This is a genomic window from Pseudomonas sp. KBW05 (assembly GCF_003852405.1).
Lineage (GTDB): Bacteria > Pseudomonadota > Gammaproteobacteria > Pseudomonadales > Pseudomonadaceae > Aquipseudomonas.
In genome coordinates this window covers 1-16,736 of record NZ_QAJM01000036.1, presented here as the reverse complement: position 1 = coordinate 16,736, position 16,736 = coordinate 1, and the positions used below count along the sequence as shown (strand labels likewise).

Here is a 16,736-nt window from a genome sequence, read left to right as displayed (position 1 = left end):
AGAAGTTGCATGCGTTTAGTTCAGTTTGAATTGCCCAACGGTGAGCGCCGGGTCGGCGTGGTGGACGGCAGCACAGTACGCGAGGTGCAGACGGCGCGCAGCGTGCGTGAATTGGCCCTGGCGGCCATCGAAGCCGGTGTCGGCCTGGCGCAACAGGTCGACAGCCTGGGCCTGGGCGCCAACCATGACTATGCGGCATTACTGGCCGACTTGAAGATCCTGCCGCCGCTGGACCATCCCGACCCCGCCCACATGCTCATCAGCGGCACCGGCCTGACCCACCTGGGCAGCGCCTCGGCCCGCGACAAGATGCACCAGGCCGGTGACGATACGGCGCTGACCGACACCATGCGCATCTTCAAATGGGGCGTGGAGGGCGGCAAGCCGGCGGCCGGGGTTGCCGGTGTGCAGCCCGAGTGGTTCTACAAAGGCGACGGCAGCATCGTCGTGCGTCCCGGTGCCGCGTTCCCGGTGCCACCGTTTGCCGAAGACGCCGGTGAAGAGCCGGAAATCGGCGGCTTGTACGTGATCGGCCCGGACAGCCAGCCCTATCGCGTCGGCTTTGCGGTGGGCAACGAGTTTTCCGACCACGTCATGGAGCGCAAGAACTACCTGTACCTGGCCCATTCCAAACTGCGCAGTTGCAGCTATGGCCCCGAATTGCGCGTCGGTGAGTTGCCGCAGCATCTGGCGGGCAGCAGCCGCATCCTGCGCAACGGCGAAGTGATCTGGCAGAACGAGTTCCTCAGCGGCGAAGCCAACATGTGCCACAGCCTGGACAACCTCGAATACCACCACTTCAAATACCGCCAGTTCCTCAGGCCGGGCGATGTGCACATCCACTTCTTCGGCACCGCCACGCTGTCATTCGCCGACGGTATACGTACCCAGCCGGGGGATGTGTTCGAGATCAGCCAGGCCGAGTTCGGCGCCCCGCTGGTCAACCGTGTCGGCAGCAGCGACGCAGCGTTCGAGCCCGGCTACGTCACCCCCCTTTAAGGAGCCCCTTCATGTCCCAGTTTCTCGGCCACAACTATATCGGCGGCCAGCGCAGTGCCAACGGCAGCGTGACCCTCAAGAGTGTCGATGCGAGCACCGGCGAAGCCTTGCCCCAGGACTTCTACCAGGCCACCCCGCAGGAAGTCGATGCCGCCGCCAAGGCCGCCGCGCAGGCGTATCCGGCCTATCGCGCCCTGAGCGCGGCGCGGCGGGCGCAGTTCCTTGATGCGATCGCCGATGAGCTGGACGCCCTGGGCGATGATTTCGTCGCACTGGTCTGCCGCGAAACCGCGCTGCCCGCCGCCCGTATCAAAGGCGAGCGTGGGCGCACCAGCGGCCAGATGCGCCTGTTCGCCAGCGTGCTGCGGCGCGGGGACTTCTACGGCGCGCGCATCGACAAGGCCTTGCCGGAGCGCCAGCCATTGCCGCGCCCGGACCTGCGTCAATACCGCATCGGCCTCGGCCCGGTGGCGGTGTTTGGGGCGAGCAATTTCCCCCTGGCGTTCTCCACGGCGGGCGGGGATACCGCTGCCGCGTTGGCGGCCGGTTGCCCGGTGGTGTTCAAGGCCCACAGCGGGCATATGGCGACGGCCGAATGCGTGGCCGATGCAATTATTCGTGCCGCTGAAGCCAGCGGGATGCCGGCCGGTGTGTTCAACATGATCTTTGGCGGCGGTGTCGGCGAGGCACTGGTCAAGCACCCGGCGATCCAGGCGGTGGGCTTTACCGGCTCGCTCAAGGGCGGCCGCGCCTTGTGCGACATGGCGGCCGCGCGCACGCAGCCGATCCCGGTGTTTGCCGAGATGTCCAGCATCAACCCGGTGATCGTCTTGCCCCAGGCGTTACAGGCCCGCGCCGAAAGCGTGGCGCGCGACCTCACCGCATCGGTGGTGCAAGGCTGCGGCCAGTTCTGCACCAACCCGGGGTTGGTGATCGGTCTCGCATCGCCTGCATTTACCGCGTTCACCCAGCAGGTGGCGCAATTGATCGGCGACCAACCGGCGCAGACCATGCTCAACGCCGGCACCCTGGGCAGCTACGGCAAGGGCCTGGAAAAACTCCTCGCGCATCCCGGCATCGAGCATCTGGCGGGCAACCCACAGGCGGGCAATCAAGCCCAGCCGCAGCTGTTCAAGGCCGATGTGCGCCTGCTGATCGATGGCGATGAAGTGCTGCAAGAGGAAGTCTTCGGCCCCACCACGGTGTTCGTCGAAGTGGCTGACCAGGCCCAACTCAGCGCCGCCCTGCATGGCCTGCACGGGCAACTCACGGCGACGATCATTGGCGAGCTGAATGACCTGCAACAGTTCGCCGAACTGACGCCGCTGCTGGAGCAGAAAGTCGGGCGCATCCTGCTTAACGGCTACCCCACCGGCGTCGAAGTCTGCGACGCAATGGTGCACGGCGGCCCGTATCCTGCGACCTCCGATGCCCGTGGCACCTCGGTCGGTACCCTGGCCATCGACCGTTTCCTGCGCCCGGTGTGCTTCCAGAACTACCCTGATAGCCTGCTGCCCGATGCGTTGAAAAACGCCAACCCGTTGCGTATCCAACGGCTGGTAGATGGCACGCCGTCGCGCGATCCGTTGTAAAACGCAGACCTGAGAACAACAAAAAATCCAGGAGGCATCATGTCGTTTCACGCCGTTACCGAACACCGTGCGCAACTGGGGGAGGGCCCGTTCTGGGACGTGCCGACCCAGGCGCTGTACTGGGTGAATATCGCCGGCAAACAGGCGTTGCGCCTGATGGGCGGGCAGTTGCGGGTGTGGCAACTGCCCGAGCCTGTCTCGGCGTTTATCCCGTGTGAACGCGGCGATGCGCTGGTGACCTTGAGCAGCGGCGTGTATCGCCTCGATCTCGACAGCGAAGCGCTGATCTTGCTGTGCGTCGCCGACCCGCAACCGGGCAACCGTGGCAATGAAGCACGCTGCGATGCCCAGGGCCGCCTGTGGCTGGGCACCATGCAGAACAATATCGGTGAGCAGGGCGAAGACCTGCCGGTGACGCGGCGTTCCGGTGGCCTGTTTCGTATCGATGCCGACGCGCGGGTCACACCGTTGCTCAGCGGCCTGGGCATTCCCAACACCTTGCTGTGGAACGACGACGGCAGCCTTGTGCATTTTGGCGACAGCCTGGACGGCACGCTGTACCAGTTTGCGATCCAGGCGGACGGCCAACTCGGCGCCGCCGATGCCTGGTTCGGCCCCCACGAACGCGGCGGGCCAGACGGCTCGGCGATGGACGTGGAGGGCTATATCTGGAATGCGCGTTGGGACGGCAGCTGCCTGCTGCGCATTGCGCCGGATGGCGGGGTCGATCGCGTCATCGAGCTGCCCGTCAGCCGGCCCACCAGTTGCGTCTTCGGCGGGCCAACCCTCACCACCCTGTACATCACCAGCGCCGCCAGCCCTTTGGATCACCCCTTGGACGGTGCCGTGCTGGCGATTGAAGTGGATGTCCCTGGAAAACCCTGTACCCGTTTCGCCGGATAACTTGTGGCGAGGGAGCAAGCTCCCTCGCCACAAGAACTGTTCTACCTAAAAACAACAACAAGGAGTCACCGTATGAATCGTCGTCGTGGTATCCGTTCCCTGTGCGCCGCCGCTGTGGCGGTATCGGCCATGAGCTTGAGCGGGCTGTTGCTGGCCGCTGAAGAAGTAAAGATCGGCTTCCTGGTCAAGCAGGCCGAAGAACCGTGGTTCCAGACCGAATGGGCCTTCGCCGAAAAAGCCGGCAAGGAACACGGTTTCACGGTGATCAAGATCGCGGTGCCCGATGGCGAGAAAACCCTGTCGGCCATCGACAGCCTGGCCGCCAATGGCGCCAAGGGTTTTGTGATCTGCCCACCGGACGTGTCCCTCGGCCCGGCCATTGTCGCCAAGGCCAAGGCCAACGGCCTCAAAGTGATGGCGGTGGATGATCGCTTCGTCGATGCCAAGGGCAACTTCATGGAAGACGTGCCGTACCTGGGCATGGCAGCGTTTGAAGTCGGCCAGAAACAAGGCGCGGCGATGGCCGCCGAAGCGAAAAAGCGCGGCTGGGATTGGAAAGACACCTACGCCGTGATCAACACCTTCAACGAACTCGATACCGGCAAGAAACGCACCGACGGCTCGGTCAAATCCCTGGAAGAAGCGGGCATTCCCAAGGACCACATTCTCTTCACCGCTGCCAAGACCCTCGACGTGCCGGGCAGCATGGACGCCACCAACTCGGCCCTGGTCAAGCTGCCCAGCGGTGCGAAAAACCTGATCATCGGCGGCATGAACGACAACACTGTGCTGGGCGGCGTACGCGCCACCGAAAGCGCCGGCTTCAAGGCGGCCAATGTCATCGGTATCGGCATCAATGGCACCGACGCTATCGGCGAATTGAAGAAAGCTGACAGCGGTTTCTTCGGCTCGATGCTGCCAAGCCCACACATCGAGGGCTACAACACCGCGCTGATGATGTACGAGTGGGTCACTAAAGGCACGGAACCGGCGAAGTACACCGCCATGGATGAAGTGACGCTGATCACCCGCGACAACTTCAAGGAAGAACTGACCAAAATCGGGTTGTGGCAATGACCGCTGCGGCCCTGCGCTTTGACGGCATCGGCAAAACCTTTCCCGGGGTCAAGGCGCTGGACGGCATCAGCTTCAGCGCCCAGCCCGGGCAGGTGCACGCGTTGATGGGGGAGAACGGCGCGGGCAAGTCGACGCTGCTGAAAATCCTCGGCGGCGCCTACATTCCCAGCAGCGGCACGGTGCAGATTGGCGAGCAGACGATGGCCTTCAAAAACGCCGCCGACAGCATCGCCAGCGGCGTGGCGGTGATTCACCAGGAACTGCACCTGGTGCCGGAAATGACCGTGGCCGAGAACTTGTTCCTCGGGCATTTGCCGTCGCGGTTTGGCGTGGTCAATCGGGGGCAGTTGCGCAAGCAAGCCCTCGCTTGCCTCAAGGGCCTGGCGGATGAAATCGACCCGGCGGAGAAGCTCGGTCGCCTGTCCCTGGGCCAACGCCAACTGGTGGAAATCGCCAAGGCGTTGTCCCGTGGCGCCCATGTGATTGCCTTCGACGAACCCACCAGCAGCCTGTCGGCGCGGGAGATCGACCGCTTGATGGCGATCATCACGCGCTTGCGCGATGAGGGAAAAGTGGTGCTCTACGTGTCCCATCGCATGGAAGAGGTGTTCCGCATCTGCAACGCGGTGACGGTGTTCAAGGACGGCCGTTTTGTGCGCACCTTCGACGACATGAGCGCGTTGAGTCATGACCAGTTGGTGACCTGCATGGTCGGCCGCGATATCCAGGACATCTACGATTACCGCCCGCGCGAGCACGGCGAAGTGGCGTTGAAGGTCGACGGTCTGCAAGGTCCCGGCTTGCGTGCGCCGATCAGCTTCGAGGTGCGCAAGGGCGAGATCCTCGGCCTGTTCGGACTGGTGGGGGCAGGGCGCACGGAACTGTTCCGCCTGCTCAGCGGCCTGGAGCGTGCCAGCGCCGGGCAGTTGGAGCTGTGCGGGGAATCGCTGCACCTGCGCTCACCGCGCGACGCCATCGCTGCCGGCGTGCTGCTGTGCCCGGAAGACCGCAAGAAAGAAGGCATCATCCCGCTGTCCAGCGTCGCCGAGAACATCAATATCAGCGCCCGAGGCGCGCATTCCGCGTTCGGCTGGCTGTTGCGCGACGGCTGGGAAAAAGGCAACGCCGACCAGCAGATCAAGGCCATGAAGGTCAAGACGCCCAACGCGCAACAGAAAATCATGTACCTGTCCGGCGGCAACCAGCAGAAGGCGATCCTCGGGCGCTGGCTGTCGATGCCGATGAAAGTCCTGCTGCTGGATGAGCCGACCCGTGGCATCGATATCGGTGCCAAGGCCGAGATCTATCAGATCATCCATAACCTCGCGGCCCAGGGCATTGCGGTGATCGTGGTGTCCAGCGACCTGATGGAAGTGATGGGCATCAGCGACCGCATCCTGGTGCTGTGCGAAGGCGCGCTGCGCGGCGAGCAAACCCGCGCCAACGCCACCGAATCCAACCTGCTGCAACTGGCCCTGCCGCGCAGCCTGGCGAACTGAGAGAACGTTATGACCATTCAACAAAACGCGTTGCCCACGGCACGCAAACCACTGGACCTGCGCGCACTGCTCGACAATTGGGCGATGCTTTTGGCAGCGGTGAGTATCTTTTTGCTGTGCGCCTTGCTTATCGACAACTTCCTCTCACCGCTGAACATGCGCGGCCTGGGCCTGGCGATTTCCACCGTCGGCATTGCCGCGTGCACCATGCTGTTCTGCCTGGCCTCGGGGCACTTCGACTTGTCGGTGGGCTCGGTGATCGCCTGCGCCGGGGTGGTTGCGGCCATCGTGATGCGTGATACCGATAGCGTCATGCTCGGCATTGGTGCAGCGTTGCTGATGGGCCTGACCGTCGGGCTGATCAACGGCATTGTGATTGCCAAGCTGCGGGTCAACGCGTTGATCACCACGCTGGCGACCATGCAGATCGTGCGCGGCCTGGCCTACATCTTTGCGAATGGCAAAGCGGTGGGCGTGTCCCAGGAGCAGTTCTTCGTGTTCGGCAACGGCCAGTTGCTGGGCGTGCCGGTGCCGATCCTGATCACCATCCTGTGCTTCCTGTTTTTTGGCTGGCTGCTCAACTACACCACCTACGGGCGCAACACCATGGCCATCGGCGGTAACCCGGAGGCGGCGTTGCTCGCGGGGGTTAACGTTGATCGCACCAAGATCCTGATCTTCGCCGTGCACGGCCTGATCGGCGCGCTGGCCGGGGTGATCCTGGCGTCACGCATGACCTCCGGCCAGCCGATGATTGGCCAGGGTTTTGAACTGACGGTGATCTCGGCGTGTGTGTTGGGCGGGGTGTCGTTGAGTGGCGGGATTGGCATGATCCGGCATGTGATTGCGGGGGTGTTGATTTTGGCGATTATCGAGAATGCGATGAACCTGAAGAATATCGATACCTTCTACCAGTACGTGATCCGTGGCTCGATCCTCCTCTTGGCGGTTGTAATCGACCGGATGAAACAACGCTGATTCTAGGCCATGTGAAGATCAAACTGTGGGAGCGGGCTTGCTCGCGAATGCGGTGTGTCAGATTCAGATGTGTTGACTGACACACCGCCTTCGCGAGCAAGCCCGCTCCCACACAAGCCCGCTCCCACAGTTTTAGTCTGCGGTGAATCTGAAAATTGTGTTCTGGGTATAGGTCTGGCCCGGGTCCAAACGTGTCGATGCAAAACTAGGCTGGTTCGGCGCATCCGGAAAATGCTGGGTCTCCAACGTAAACCCACTCCAATGCTGATACGTCTTCCCAGCCTTGCCCTTCACCGTCCCATCGAGGAAGTTGCTGGTATAAAACTGCACCCCAGGCTCCGTGGTAAACAGCTGCAAGCGCCGCCCCGACTCGGGATCATGCACCTCGGCGGCGAGTTTTTTTACGTCACCTTTGCTATCCAAGGCCCAGTTGAAATCAAACCCACCTCTCTTGGGCTCGGCGAACTTGAGCTGCGGATGATCGTCCTTGATGTGCTGGCCGATCGGCGTGGGGGTGAGGAAATCCATCGGCGTGCCCTTCACCGGCGCCAGTTCGCCGGTGGGAATCAACGTCGCATTCACCGGCGTGTAATGGCTGGCGTGCAGGGTGGCGACGTGCTTGAGGATGTCGCCATTGCCCGCGCCGGCGAGGTTGAAGTAGCTGTGGTTGGTCAGGTTGAGCACCGTCGGTTTGTCGGTGGTGGCGGTGTAGTCGATGTGTAATTCGTTGTTGTCGTTGAGGCGGTAGGTGACTTCGGTCTTGAGGTTGCCGGGGAAGCCCATCTCACCGTCCTTGGACAGGTAGGTGAGGGTCACGCCCACCGAGTCCTTGGCCTTCACTGGCGTGGCTTTCCACACGTGCTTGTCGAAACCCTGGGCGCCGCCATGCAGGGAATTGGGGCCGTCGTTGAGCGGCACCTGGTAGCGTTTGCCATCGAGCTCAAAGGCGCCGCCCGCCAGGCGATTGCCGAAGCGGCCGATGGTTGCGCCGAAAAACGCGGTGCCGGCCTGATAGCCTTGCACGTCGTCGAAGCCGAGCACCACGTCTTCGACCTTGCCGTGTTTGTCCGGCACCTTCAGCGACTGCAACACGCCGCCGTAGGTAATCACCGTGGCTTGCATGCCATGGCTGTTGCGCAGCACGTATTGCTCGACGGCGGTGCCGTCATTGGTTTTACCGAAGGGTTTGTGCTCGCTGCTGAGGCCTGCCGCCTGGGCGCCACCGCTGGCGATCAGCATGGACATCGCCAGGCCCGAGAGCAGGTAACGAGGGTGCTTCATGATCGAACTTCCTTTTGTTGTTTTGAGTGGAATAGTTCTACTAATGTGCGATATTTTGTCGATACGACAGCAGATTTATAGCCTTAAACGCCTTTAATGCAAAATAAAATAAGACTAATTAAGCGAGGCCACACGTTATGACGACTCCACACGCCGTATACCCCGACCTTGAAGGCAAGACCGTACTGATCTCCGGAGGGGCATCGGGGATTGGCGAGTTCATGGTGCGCGCCTTCGCTGCGCAGGGCGCCAAGGTCGGCTTTGTGGACCGTGCGCAAAGCCAGGGTGAACGCCTGGCGGCGCTGTTGAGTTCCCAGGGGCGCACGGTGGAGTTCGTGCATTGCGACATCACCGACGAGATCGCCTACAAGGCCGCCATCGCGCGTTTCGAACACTCCCTCGGGCCGATCAGCGTGCTGGTGAACAACGCCGCCAATGACGTGCGCCACACCCTCGAAGAAGTCGACTCGGACACCTTCGACAAGCTCATCAGCGTCAACCTCAAGCACGCCTTCTTTGCCGCCAAGGCCGTGGTGCCCATGATGAAAAGCGCGGGCGGCGGTTCGATCATCAACCTCGGCTCGGTCGGCTGGATGATGGCCTCGGCCGGCTACCCGGTGTACGCCGCCAGCAAGGCCGCCGCCCACGGCATGACCCGCGCCTTGGCCCGGGAACTGGGGCCGAGCCAGATCCGCGTGAACACCTTGGTGCCGGGTTGGGTGATGACCGAGAAACAACTGGCGATGTGGGTCGACGATGACGCCAAGGCCCTGATCGCCCGCAGCCAATGCCTGCCGGGCAGCGTGCTGCCGGAACATATCGCCGATATGGCGTTGTTTCTGGCTTCGGATGCGTCGGCGATGTGTTCGGCGCAGAACTTTATTGTGGATGGTGGGTGGGTCTGAGCCAGGCTCGGATAGTCAGGCGATACAGGACAAATGTGGGAGCGGGCTTGCTCGCGAATGCGGTGGGTCAGTCGACAAATTCGGTGACTGATACGCCGCCTTCGCGAGCAAGCCCGCTCCCACACAAAAACTCACCCCGCCGGTGTTCGGGTGGTGTTTATTCGATGGGGTACTTTTTGAAAGCCGGATGCTGCTCCAGCCGCTCAGCCAGGCGTTGCAGGTTGGGAAACTCCTCAGCCTTCACTACCGACGCCACCGTATACTGGCTGAACGACCACGCCACAGCGGCAGTAATGCTTGCCTGGTTCAGCGTGTCATCGCCAGCCACAAGCTTGTCCAGCAACCCATAGGCCGCCAGCAGTTGCCCACTGATGCGATCAAGCCACGGCGCATGCAGTTTCTCGGCCGGGCGCAGGTTGTGCTCATAGACGATTTGCACACTCTTCTCACAGGCCGCCAGCGCCAGGCCCAGCACTTGCAGATCGCGGGCGCGCGCGGCGGGGGCCTGGGGCAGCAGCTTTTTATCGGCTGGGGCGAGGGCTTCGAGGTAATCGAGGATCAGGCTGGAATCCATCAACACTGTGCCGTCGTCCAATACCAGGGTCGGTGCCTTGACCACTGGATTGATCCTGGAGAACTCGTCGAAGGTGCTGAACACCGACAGCGATTGATGCTCGAATTGCACCCCGTACAGATCCAGGGAAATAGCCACGCGGCGTACGTAAGGCGAGTCCAGCATGCCGATCAGTTTCATGAAGCCTCCATTGCTCTCAACGTCATTGGCTCAAGAGAGTAAGGGCACTGGCTCCGCATGTGCAATGGCCGCTTGCAGTGACCGGTATGCGTCCACCAATTGGTCCAGGTTGAACGCCAGGTTGCGCCCGCTGGGGTTGGGCAGCACCCACACCGCCGCCGCGCCGAACGCCTGCGGCTGCCAGCCCCAGGCGACCTGGCGCTGGCCCGTCAGCGCGCTGTAGCCTGCCTTGCCGAGAAACGCGATAAAGCGCGGTGCGCACCGGCCCATTTTCTGCTTGAACGCCGCCGCCGCATCGCTGAACTCGTGCCGCGCCAACTCGCCCGCACTGGCCGTGGGGCGTTCCACCAGGGTGGTCAGGCCGCAGCCATAGTGCAGCAAGGTGCGGCCGTCTTCGGGGCGTAGTTCATGGGGCGTGAACCCGGCCAAGTGCAGGGTGCGCCAGAAGCGGTTGCTACGGTTGGCAAAGTGCAGGCCAAGGGCGGCGGAGCCTTTGCCCGGGTTGATGCCGCAGAACACTACATTCAGATGGTCGGCGAGGATGTCTTCGAGACGGTCGTTCATGTCGGCGTGACCGGCAAATGGCTCAGCAACCACGCGGTAAAGCTGCGCGCCAGTGGGTCGTTTTCACTGTCGCGGTGGGTCAGCAGCGCCCAGCTGGGTCCGCGAATCGTCGCGTCCACCAAGGGCGTGAGCAAGCCATCGGCACGGGCCTGGTGGCTGAGTAACTGGCTGACCAGGCCGATCCCCAGGCCCGTGCAGACTGCGTCCAGCAACAGGCCGGGGTCGGAAAAGTTCAGGCCCTGATCCTGCTGGCCCACATCGATCCCGGCGTCCACCGCCCAGTGGCTCCAGTCCATTTCCCGTTCGCCGTGCAGGGTAGTGCGCTGCGCCGGCGGCGTGTGCAGCAGGCGCGGGTGGCAGGCGGGGAACAGCCGGTCGGCGTGCAGCACCTTGAAGCTGCATTCGGCCTGGGAGCTGATGTCGTCACGCACTGCCAGGTCGATGGTCTGGCTGGCCATGTCGGGCACTTCGTCGGTGCTGAAAATCCACAGGTCGACCTCCGGGTGCTGCTGGCGAAAGTCAGCCAGGCGCGGCAACAGCCAGTGTCGCGCAAAGGTCGGCGTGGTGTTGAGCACCAGTTGATTGGGTTTGCGGTACTGCCCCAGGCGCCGCACGCCCACCGCCAGTTGTTGCAGCAGGGCCTGGGTGGTGCTGAGGAAGTCGTGGCCGGCGTCGGTCAGGCTGACGCTGCGCCCACTGCGCAGAAACAGCGGCTGTTCCAGGTAGGCCTCCAGGCTGCGGATCTGTTGGCTGATGGCCGATTGGGTCAGGTGCAGCTCTTCGGCGGCCTTGTGGAAACTGCCCAGCCGGGCGGCCGCTTCGAAGCCGCGCAGGGTGCCGAGTGGCGGCCAGTGGTTAAGCATGCTGATAAGTTCCTCTAATCAGTTTTCTACAAAATTCATCGTTTGTTCGGCTTTATTCGCCTACGTAGCATGTGTGACACGAACCCGTGGGCAGTTTTCGCTGAACACAATGACTTAACTACAGGGGGCTTGTCATGCAGCAAACTACAATTCCTAACAGCATTGGATGGATGCCCGCGGAGTGGTCGCAGCACGCGGCGACCTGGATGGTCTGGCCCCATAACCAAGCCTTGTGGGAGACCACCTGGGGCGTGACCCTGGCCCAAGTGCAGCAGGACTTTGCCCGGGTCGCCAACGCTATCGCGCGCTTCGAACCGGTGAAGATGCTGGTGGACCCGTCCGCTGTGGCCAGTGCCACGGCGTTGTGCGGTCCCGGCATCGAGCTGATCCCGCAGGCGGTCAACGACAGTTGGTGCCGCGATTCCGGCCCGACCTTTATCTGCCAGCCACAGGGCGTGGTCGGGGTCAGCTGGCGCTTCAACGCCTGGGGCGGCAAGTCGGCCCATGACCTGGATGAAAGCCTGGCGCGGCGGGTGCTCAACCACCTGGGGCTGGACTGCTTCGGTACCGCGCTGAGCAACGAAGGCGGTGCCATCCATGTCGACGGCGAGGGCACGCTGATCACCACCGAATCGGTGCTGCTCAACCCCAATCGCAACCCCGGCATGACCAAGGCCGAGATCGAGGCGATCTTCGCGCGCCTGCTGGGCATCCGCAAAACCATCTGGCTGCCCGGCGACCCGGATCACGTCACCGGCGACATGACCGACGGCCATGTCGATGGCGTCTGCGCCTTCGCCCGTCCTGGCGCACTGCTGGTGGACGCTACCCGCGACCAGGGTTCGATCTATGCCGATGTAGTGCGCGAAAACCGCCGCGCCCTCGAACTGGCCACCGACGCCCAGGGCCGGCGCTTCGAGATGATCGAGCTGTTCGAAGCCAGCGACGCCGTGGACAGCGCCGCCGACGTGTTCTGCGCCTCCTACACCAACTTCTACATCGCCAATGGCGCGATCATCATGCCGGCCTATGGCATTGCGGCCGACTGGGAGGCGGCGCAGGTGCTGGCCCAGGCGTTCCCCGGCCGTGAAATCGTGCCGGTGCAGATCAACCACCTGGCCCATGGCGGCGGCGGCGTGCATTGCATCACCCAACAACAGCCAGTGTGGGTGAAGCCATGAGCCTGCTGACGATTGCCACCACCCAGATGCCCTGCACCTGGGACCTGCCCGCCAACCTCGACCGCGCCGAACAACTGGTGCGGGACGCGGCAGCGCAGGGCGCGCAAGTGATCCTGTTGCAGGAGCTGTTTGCCACGCCGTATTTCTGCATCGAGCAGCACCACCAGCATTTGGCGCTGGCCGAGGAGTACGCCCGCAGCCGCGTGCTGCAGCGCTTCGCCGCCTTGGCCAGGGAGCTGGGGGTGGTGCTGCCGTTGAGTTGGTTCGAAAAGGCCGGCAACGCCTTCTTCAACTCCCTCAGCGTGGCGGACGCCGATGGGCGCCTGCTGGGGGTGTACCGCAAGACCCATATCCCCAACGCCATCGGCTATCAGGAGAAGGAATATTTCAGCCCCGGCGACACGGGTTTTCGCGTGTGGGACACGGCCTTCGGGCGCCTGGGCATTGGCATTTGCTGGGACCAGTGGTTTCCCGAAACCGCCCGCTGCCTGGCGTTGCAAGGCGCCGAGGTGCTGCTGTTTCCCACTGCCATCGGCTCCGAACCGGGCTGTGCGACGCTGGATTCGCGGGACCATTGGCAGGTGACCATGCGCGGCCATGCGGCGGCGAATATCCTGCCGGTGGTGGCCGCCAACCGCGTCGGCCGCGAAGTGGCGACCACCGACCCGGCGCTGCAAATGGCCTTCTACGGCTCGTCGTTTATCTGCGACCACAAGGGCAAGTTGCTCGCCGAAGCCGACCGCGACAGCACCGGCGTGCTCGTGCAGCGCCTGGATCTGGCGGCGATGCGCGAAGAACGCCTGACCTGGGGCATCTTCCGCGACCGTCGCCCGGAGATGTACGCCAGCCTGCTCACCCTCGACGGTCGTCCATCATGAAAATACTCTTGAGTTGTGCGCTGCTGCTCACCAGTGCCTGCGCGTGCGCCGATGACAAAACCCTCAAGCTCTACAACTGGGCCGACTATTTCGCCGCCGACACCCTGGCCAACTTCACCGCCGAAACCGGCATCCAGGTGATCTACGACGTGATGGACGGCAGCGAAACCCTGGAAGCCAAGTTGATGGCCGGCGGCAGCGGCTACGACCTGATCTTCCCCGGCGACACCGTGGCCGAACGGCTGATGCGTGCCGGCAGCTTGCAAACCCTGGACCCCGCCAAGCTCACCGCAATGGCGGATATCGAGCCGGGCCTGCAACAGCTGCGCACCCACTATGTGCATTCCAACCAGGCCACCGTGCCGTATACCTGGGGCACCATCGGCCTGACCTACAACACCCGGCAGATTGAACAACGCTTGCCGAACGCACCGGTCAACAGCCTCGACTTGCTGTTCAAGCCAGAGCTGGCGGCCAAGTTCGCCGATTGCGGCATCTCGCTGATCGACTCGCCGGACGAAGTCCTCGCCGTGGTGCTCAACTACCTGGGCCGCGACCCGCGCAGTGCCAAGCCCGAGGACCTGGCGGCGGCGAGTGAATTGCTGCTCAAGGTGCGCCCCTATATCCGCAAGTTCCAATCGCAACCGGTGACCGACCTGGTCAACGGCAACCTGTGCCTGTCCCTCGGCTACAGCGGCGACATGACCCAGGCCCAGCGCGCCGCCGACGCGGCCGGCAAGCCGGTGACGTTCGGCTATCACATCCCCCGCGAAGGCACCACGGTGTGGATGGACACCATGGCCATCCCCGTCGATGCCCGGCACCCGGAATACGCCTACGCGTTTATCAACTTCGTGATGCGCCCGCAGAACATGGCCGCCATCACTAACCTCACCGGCTACCCCACGTCGAACGCCAAGGCCCGCCCGGACGTGGAAGCGAGCCTGCGCGACAACCCCGACATCTACCCCGATGCGGCCACCTTCACGCGGTTGATCGCCGGCAAGGACATTCCCCAGGCCGATATGCGTGCACGCATGCGGGTGTGGACTAAATTCAAGACAGCAACGCCCTGAGAACACTTTTGTTCCCTGAGAATGCTTTTGTGGCGAGGGAGCTTGCTCCCGCTGGGCTGCGTAGCGGCCCCAGAAGCTTGGGAGCGCTGCGCACTCCAGCGGGAGCAAGCTCCCTCGCCACAAAGGGGGTGTTTTTCAATTCGGAATCGTAAACAGAGAACCTTATGCCAACCCGTCGCACCTTCATCAAACAAGCCAGTGTGGTCTGCGCCATGACCCTGATTGCCCCGCACATCCGCGCCGCCACTCGCGGCGGTTTCTACATGCCTGACGAAGGCGAAACACACCACCAGGCCTTTATCGCCTTTGGCGCCCAGGACGCGATCTGGGAGGACTTCACCGCCGATGTGCAAGCCGCCCTGGGCCGCATCGCCCGGGCGATTGCCGCGTATGAACCGGTCACCGTGTTCTGCCGCGAAGACGAACGTTCACTGGCCGAAAAACACTGCGGCACGCGTAATATCACCTTTGTCGAAACCGCGCTGGACGACATTTGGATGCGCGACACCGGCGCCAATTTTGTCATCGACGGCGCCGGCGGCCAGCGTGCCGTGGACTTCAATTTCAATGGCTGGGGCAACAAGCAGCAGCACGCCGACGATGCGTTGCTGGCGGCGCTGGTCGCCGAAGAAACCGCGGCCAAGCATGTCCGCAGTGAGCTGGTAGGCGAGGGCGGTGCCATCGAGGTGGATGGCCTGGGCACCGGCATCATGACCGAAAGCAGCTGGATCAACCGCAACCGCAACCCCGACTGGAGCAAGGCTGAGGTCGAAGCTGAACTCAAGGAACGCCTGGGCCTGCGCAAGATCATCTGGCTGCCGGGCATCAAGGGCAAGGACATCACCGACGCCCACGTGGATTTCTACGCGCGCTTCGTCGCGCCGGGGGTGGTGCTGGCCAACCTCGACACCGACCCCGAGTCCTACGACCACAAGGTCACCCTGGCGCATTTGGAGATCCTCAAAAACGCCAGCGACGCCGACGGCCGCCCGTTGCAGGTACACACCGTGTCGCCGCCGCTCAATCCGCGCAAAAACCGCTTTAGCCAGGGCAACCCGGACTTCGCTGCGGGCTACATCAATTACTTCGTGATAAACGGTGCGGTTATCGCCCCGGAGTTCGGCGACCCGCTGGCAGACCGCAAGGCACTGGACTTGCTGTCCCGGCTCTACCCGGAGCGCAAGGTGCTACAGCTCAATATCGACGCGATTGCGGCGGGTGGCGGCGGCATTCACTGTGTGACGAGCCATCAACCTTTGGTTTAGTCTGGAGCGCTTCGTTGATCGCAAGCGCCTCTGGAGCAGTAAGCATGACCGACTACGTACCCCCGAAAGTGTGGACCTGGGACACCGAAAACGGCGGCACCTTTGCCAGCATCAACCGGCCTATTGCCGGTGCCACCCATGACAAAGAGCTGCCGGTCGGCAAGCACCCGTTGCAGTTGTATTCCCTGGCCACGCCCAATGGGCAAAAGGTCACGATCCTCCTCGAAGAGCTGCTGGCCCTGGGGCACAGCGGTGCCGAATACGATGCCTGGCTGATCAAGATCGGCGACGGCGACCAGTTCGGCAGCGGCTTTGTCGGGGTCAACCCGAACTCCAAGATCCCGGCGTTGCAGGACCGCAGCGGCGCCACGCCGATTCGCGTGTTTGAGTCCGGCGCGATCCTGCAGTACCTGGCAGAGAAGTTCGGCGAGTTTTTCCCCACTGAACCGGCGGCCCGTGCGGAGTGCCTGTCGTGGCTGTTCTGGCAGATGGGCAGCGCGCCGTACCTGGGCGGCGGTTTCGGGCATTTTTATGCCTATGCGCCGAGCAAGATGGAATACGCGATCAACCGCTTTGCCATGGAGACCAAGCGCCAGCTGGACGTGCTGGACCAGCGTTTGGCGGTGAGTGAATACATCGCCGGGGATGAATACACCATCGCCGATATTGCCATCTGGCCTTGGTACGGTGGCTTGGTCAAAGGACGCTTGTATGGGGCGGCGGAGTTTTTGTCGGTGCATGAGTACAAGCACGTGCTGCGTTGGGCGGAAGCGATTGAAGCGCGGCCGGCGGTGCAGCGGGGGCGGCGGGTGAATCGGGTTTCGGGGCCGGTCGAGGAACAGTTGGCCGAGCGCCACGACGCCAGCGACCTGGACTGACGCGGTAGAACGAATGTAGGAGAACCCTGTGGGAGCGGGCTTG

At 63.0% G+C, this 16,736-nt stretch carries 16 protein-coding genes; 12 read left to right on the top strand and 4 right to left on the bottom strand.

The window, feature by feature from the left end; translation table 11 throughout:
• Positions 1–9: 9 nt before the first annotated feature.
• The 6 genes from araD1 to araH all read left to right on the top strand — a co-directional run bounded on the left by araD1 (position 10) and on the right by araH (position 7,048).
• Positions 10–999 (top strand): AraD1 family protein, encoded by a 990-nt coding sequence (araD1, locus tag DBR46_RS26090; RefSeq protein WP_124528683.1) that lies wholly within the window; start codon positions 10–12, stop codon positions 997–999.
• A gap of 11 nt (positions 1,000–1,010) precedes the next feature.
• The gene (locus DBR46_RS26085; RefSeq protein ID WP_124528681.1) at positions 1,011–2,591 is read left to right on the top strand and encodes an aldehyde dehydrogenase (NADP(+)); all 1,581 of its coding nucleotides are present in this window, start codon (positions 1,011–1,013) and stop codon (positions 2,589–2,591) included.
• A 39-nt stretch (positions 2,592–2,630) separates the two neighbouring features.
• Positions 2,631–3,494: an SMP-30/gluconolactonase/LRE family protein gene (locus DBR46_RS26080; protein ID WP_124528680.1), complete on the top strand. Its 864-nt coding sequence runs from the start codon at positions 2,631–2,633 to the stop codon at positions 3,492–3,494.
• Between the two features lie 72 nt (positions 3,495–3,566).
• Entirely contained in the window at positions 3,567–4,571 is a 1,005-nt protein-coding gene (locus tag DBR46_RS26075; protein ID WP_124528678.1) for a substrate-binding domain-containing protein, read from the top strand.
• Positions 4,568–6,070 carry an L-arabinose ABC transporter ATP-binding protein AraG gene (gene araG, locus DBR46_RS26070; RefSeq protein WP_124528676.1) on the top strand — a complete coding sequence of 501 codons (1,503 nt, stop codon included), beginning with the start codon at positions 4,568–4,570 and terminating at the stop codon, positions 6,068–6,070. The genes DBR46_RS26075 and araG overlap by 4 nt, the downstream gene beginning before the upstream one ends.
• A 9-nt stretch (positions 6,071–6,079) precedes the next feature.
• Positions 6,080–7,048 (top strand): L-arabinose ABC transporter permease AraH, encoded by a 969-nt coding sequence (araH, locus tag DBR46_RS26065; RefSeq protein WP_124528674.1) that lies wholly within the window; start codon positions 6,080–6,082, stop codon positions 7,046–7,048.
• A gap of 132 nt (positions 7,049–7,180) precedes the next feature.
• Here araH and DBR46_RS26060 read toward each other — a convergent pair whose 3' ends face one another.
• Positions 7,181–8,329, bottom strand: coding sequence for an aldose epimerase family protein (locus tag DBR46_RS26060; RefSeq protein ID WP_124528672.1), 1,149 nt, complete (start codon positions 8,327–8,329; stop codon positions 7,181–7,183).
• A gap of 137 nt (positions 8,330–8,466) precedes the next feature.
• On the opposite strand from DBR46_RS26060, the gene DBR46_RS26055 reads away from it, so the two are divergent.
• On the top strand, positions 8,467–9,234 hold the full coding sequence (locus tag DBR46_RS26055) for an SDR family NAD(P)-dependent oxidoreductase (RefSeq protein WP_124528670.1): 768 nt from the start codon (positions 8,467–8,469) through the stop codon (positions 9,232–9,234).
• Between the two features lie 157 nt (positions 9,235–9,391).
• On the opposite strand, the gene DBR46_RS26050 is transcribed toward DBR46_RS26055, so the two are convergent.
• From DBR46_RS26050 to DBR46_RS26040, 3 genes are read right to left on the bottom strand one after another with little or no spacing between them, the layout of a single operon-like run.
• Positions 9,392–9,988, bottom strand: coding sequence for a glutathione S-transferase family protein (locus DBR46_RS26050; RefSeq protein WP_124528668.1), 597 nt, complete (start codon positions 9,986–9,988; stop codon positions 9,392–9,394).
• A 30-nt stretch (positions 9,989–10,018) separates the two neighbouring features.
• Positions 10,019–10,552 carry a G/U mismatch-specific DNA glycosylase gene (mug, locus tag DBR46_RS26045; RefSeq protein ID WP_124528666.1) on the bottom strand — a complete coding sequence of 178 codons (534 nt, stop codon included), beginning with the start codon at positions 10,550–10,552 and terminating at the stop codon, positions 10,019–10,021.
• On the bottom strand, positions 10,549–11,415 hold the full coding sequence (locus DBR46_RS26040; protein WP_124528664.1) for a LysR substrate-binding domain-containing protein: 867 nt from the start codon (positions 11,413–11,415) through the stop codon (positions 10,549–10,551). The genes mug and DBR46_RS26040 overlap by 4 nt, the downstream gene beginning before the upstream one ends.
• A 134-nt stretch (positions 11,416–11,549) precedes the next feature.
• Between DBR46_RS26040 and DBR46_RS26035 the strand changes: the two genes are divergently transcribed.
• From DBR46_RS26035 to yghU, 5 genes are all read left to right on the top strand, one after another.
• Positions 11,550–12,596: an agmatine/peptidylarginine deiminase gene (locus DBR46_RS26035; RefSeq protein WP_124528662.1), complete on the top strand. Its 1,047-nt coding sequence runs from the start codon at positions 11,550–11,552 to the stop codon at positions 12,594–12,596.
• Positions 12,593–13,474 (top strand): N-carbamoylputrescine amidase, encoded by an 882-nt coding sequence (gene aguB, locus DBR46_RS26030; protein WP_124528660.1) that lies wholly within the window; start codon positions 12,593–12,595, stop codon positions 13,472–13,474. Before DBR46_RS26035 ends, aguB begins: the two co-directional genes overlap by 4 nt.
• Positions 13,471–14,550 carry an extracellular solute-binding protein gene (locus DBR46_RS26025; protein WP_124528658.1) on the top strand — a complete coding sequence of 360 codons (1,080 nt, stop codon included), beginning with the start codon at positions 13,471–13,473 and terminating at the stop codon, positions 14,548–14,550. The genes aguB and DBR46_RS26025 overlap by 4 nt, the downstream gene beginning before the upstream one ends.
• 164 nt (positions 14,551–14,714) lie before the next feature.
• The gene (locus DBR46_RS26020) at positions 14,715–15,815 is read left to right on the top strand and encodes an agmatine/peptidylarginine deiminase (protein ID WP_124528656.1); all 1,101 of its coding nucleotides are present in this window, start codon (positions 14,715–14,717) and stop codon (positions 15,813–15,815) included.
• A 44-nt stretch (positions 15,816–15,859) separates the two neighbouring features.
• On the top strand, positions 15,860–16,693 hold the full coding sequence (gene yghU, locus DBR46_RS26015) for a glutathione-dependent disulfide-bond oxidoreductase (protein WP_124528654.1): 834 nt from the start codon (positions 15,860–15,862) through the stop codon (positions 16,691–16,693).
• Positions 16,694–16,736 lie beyond the last annotated feature (43 nt).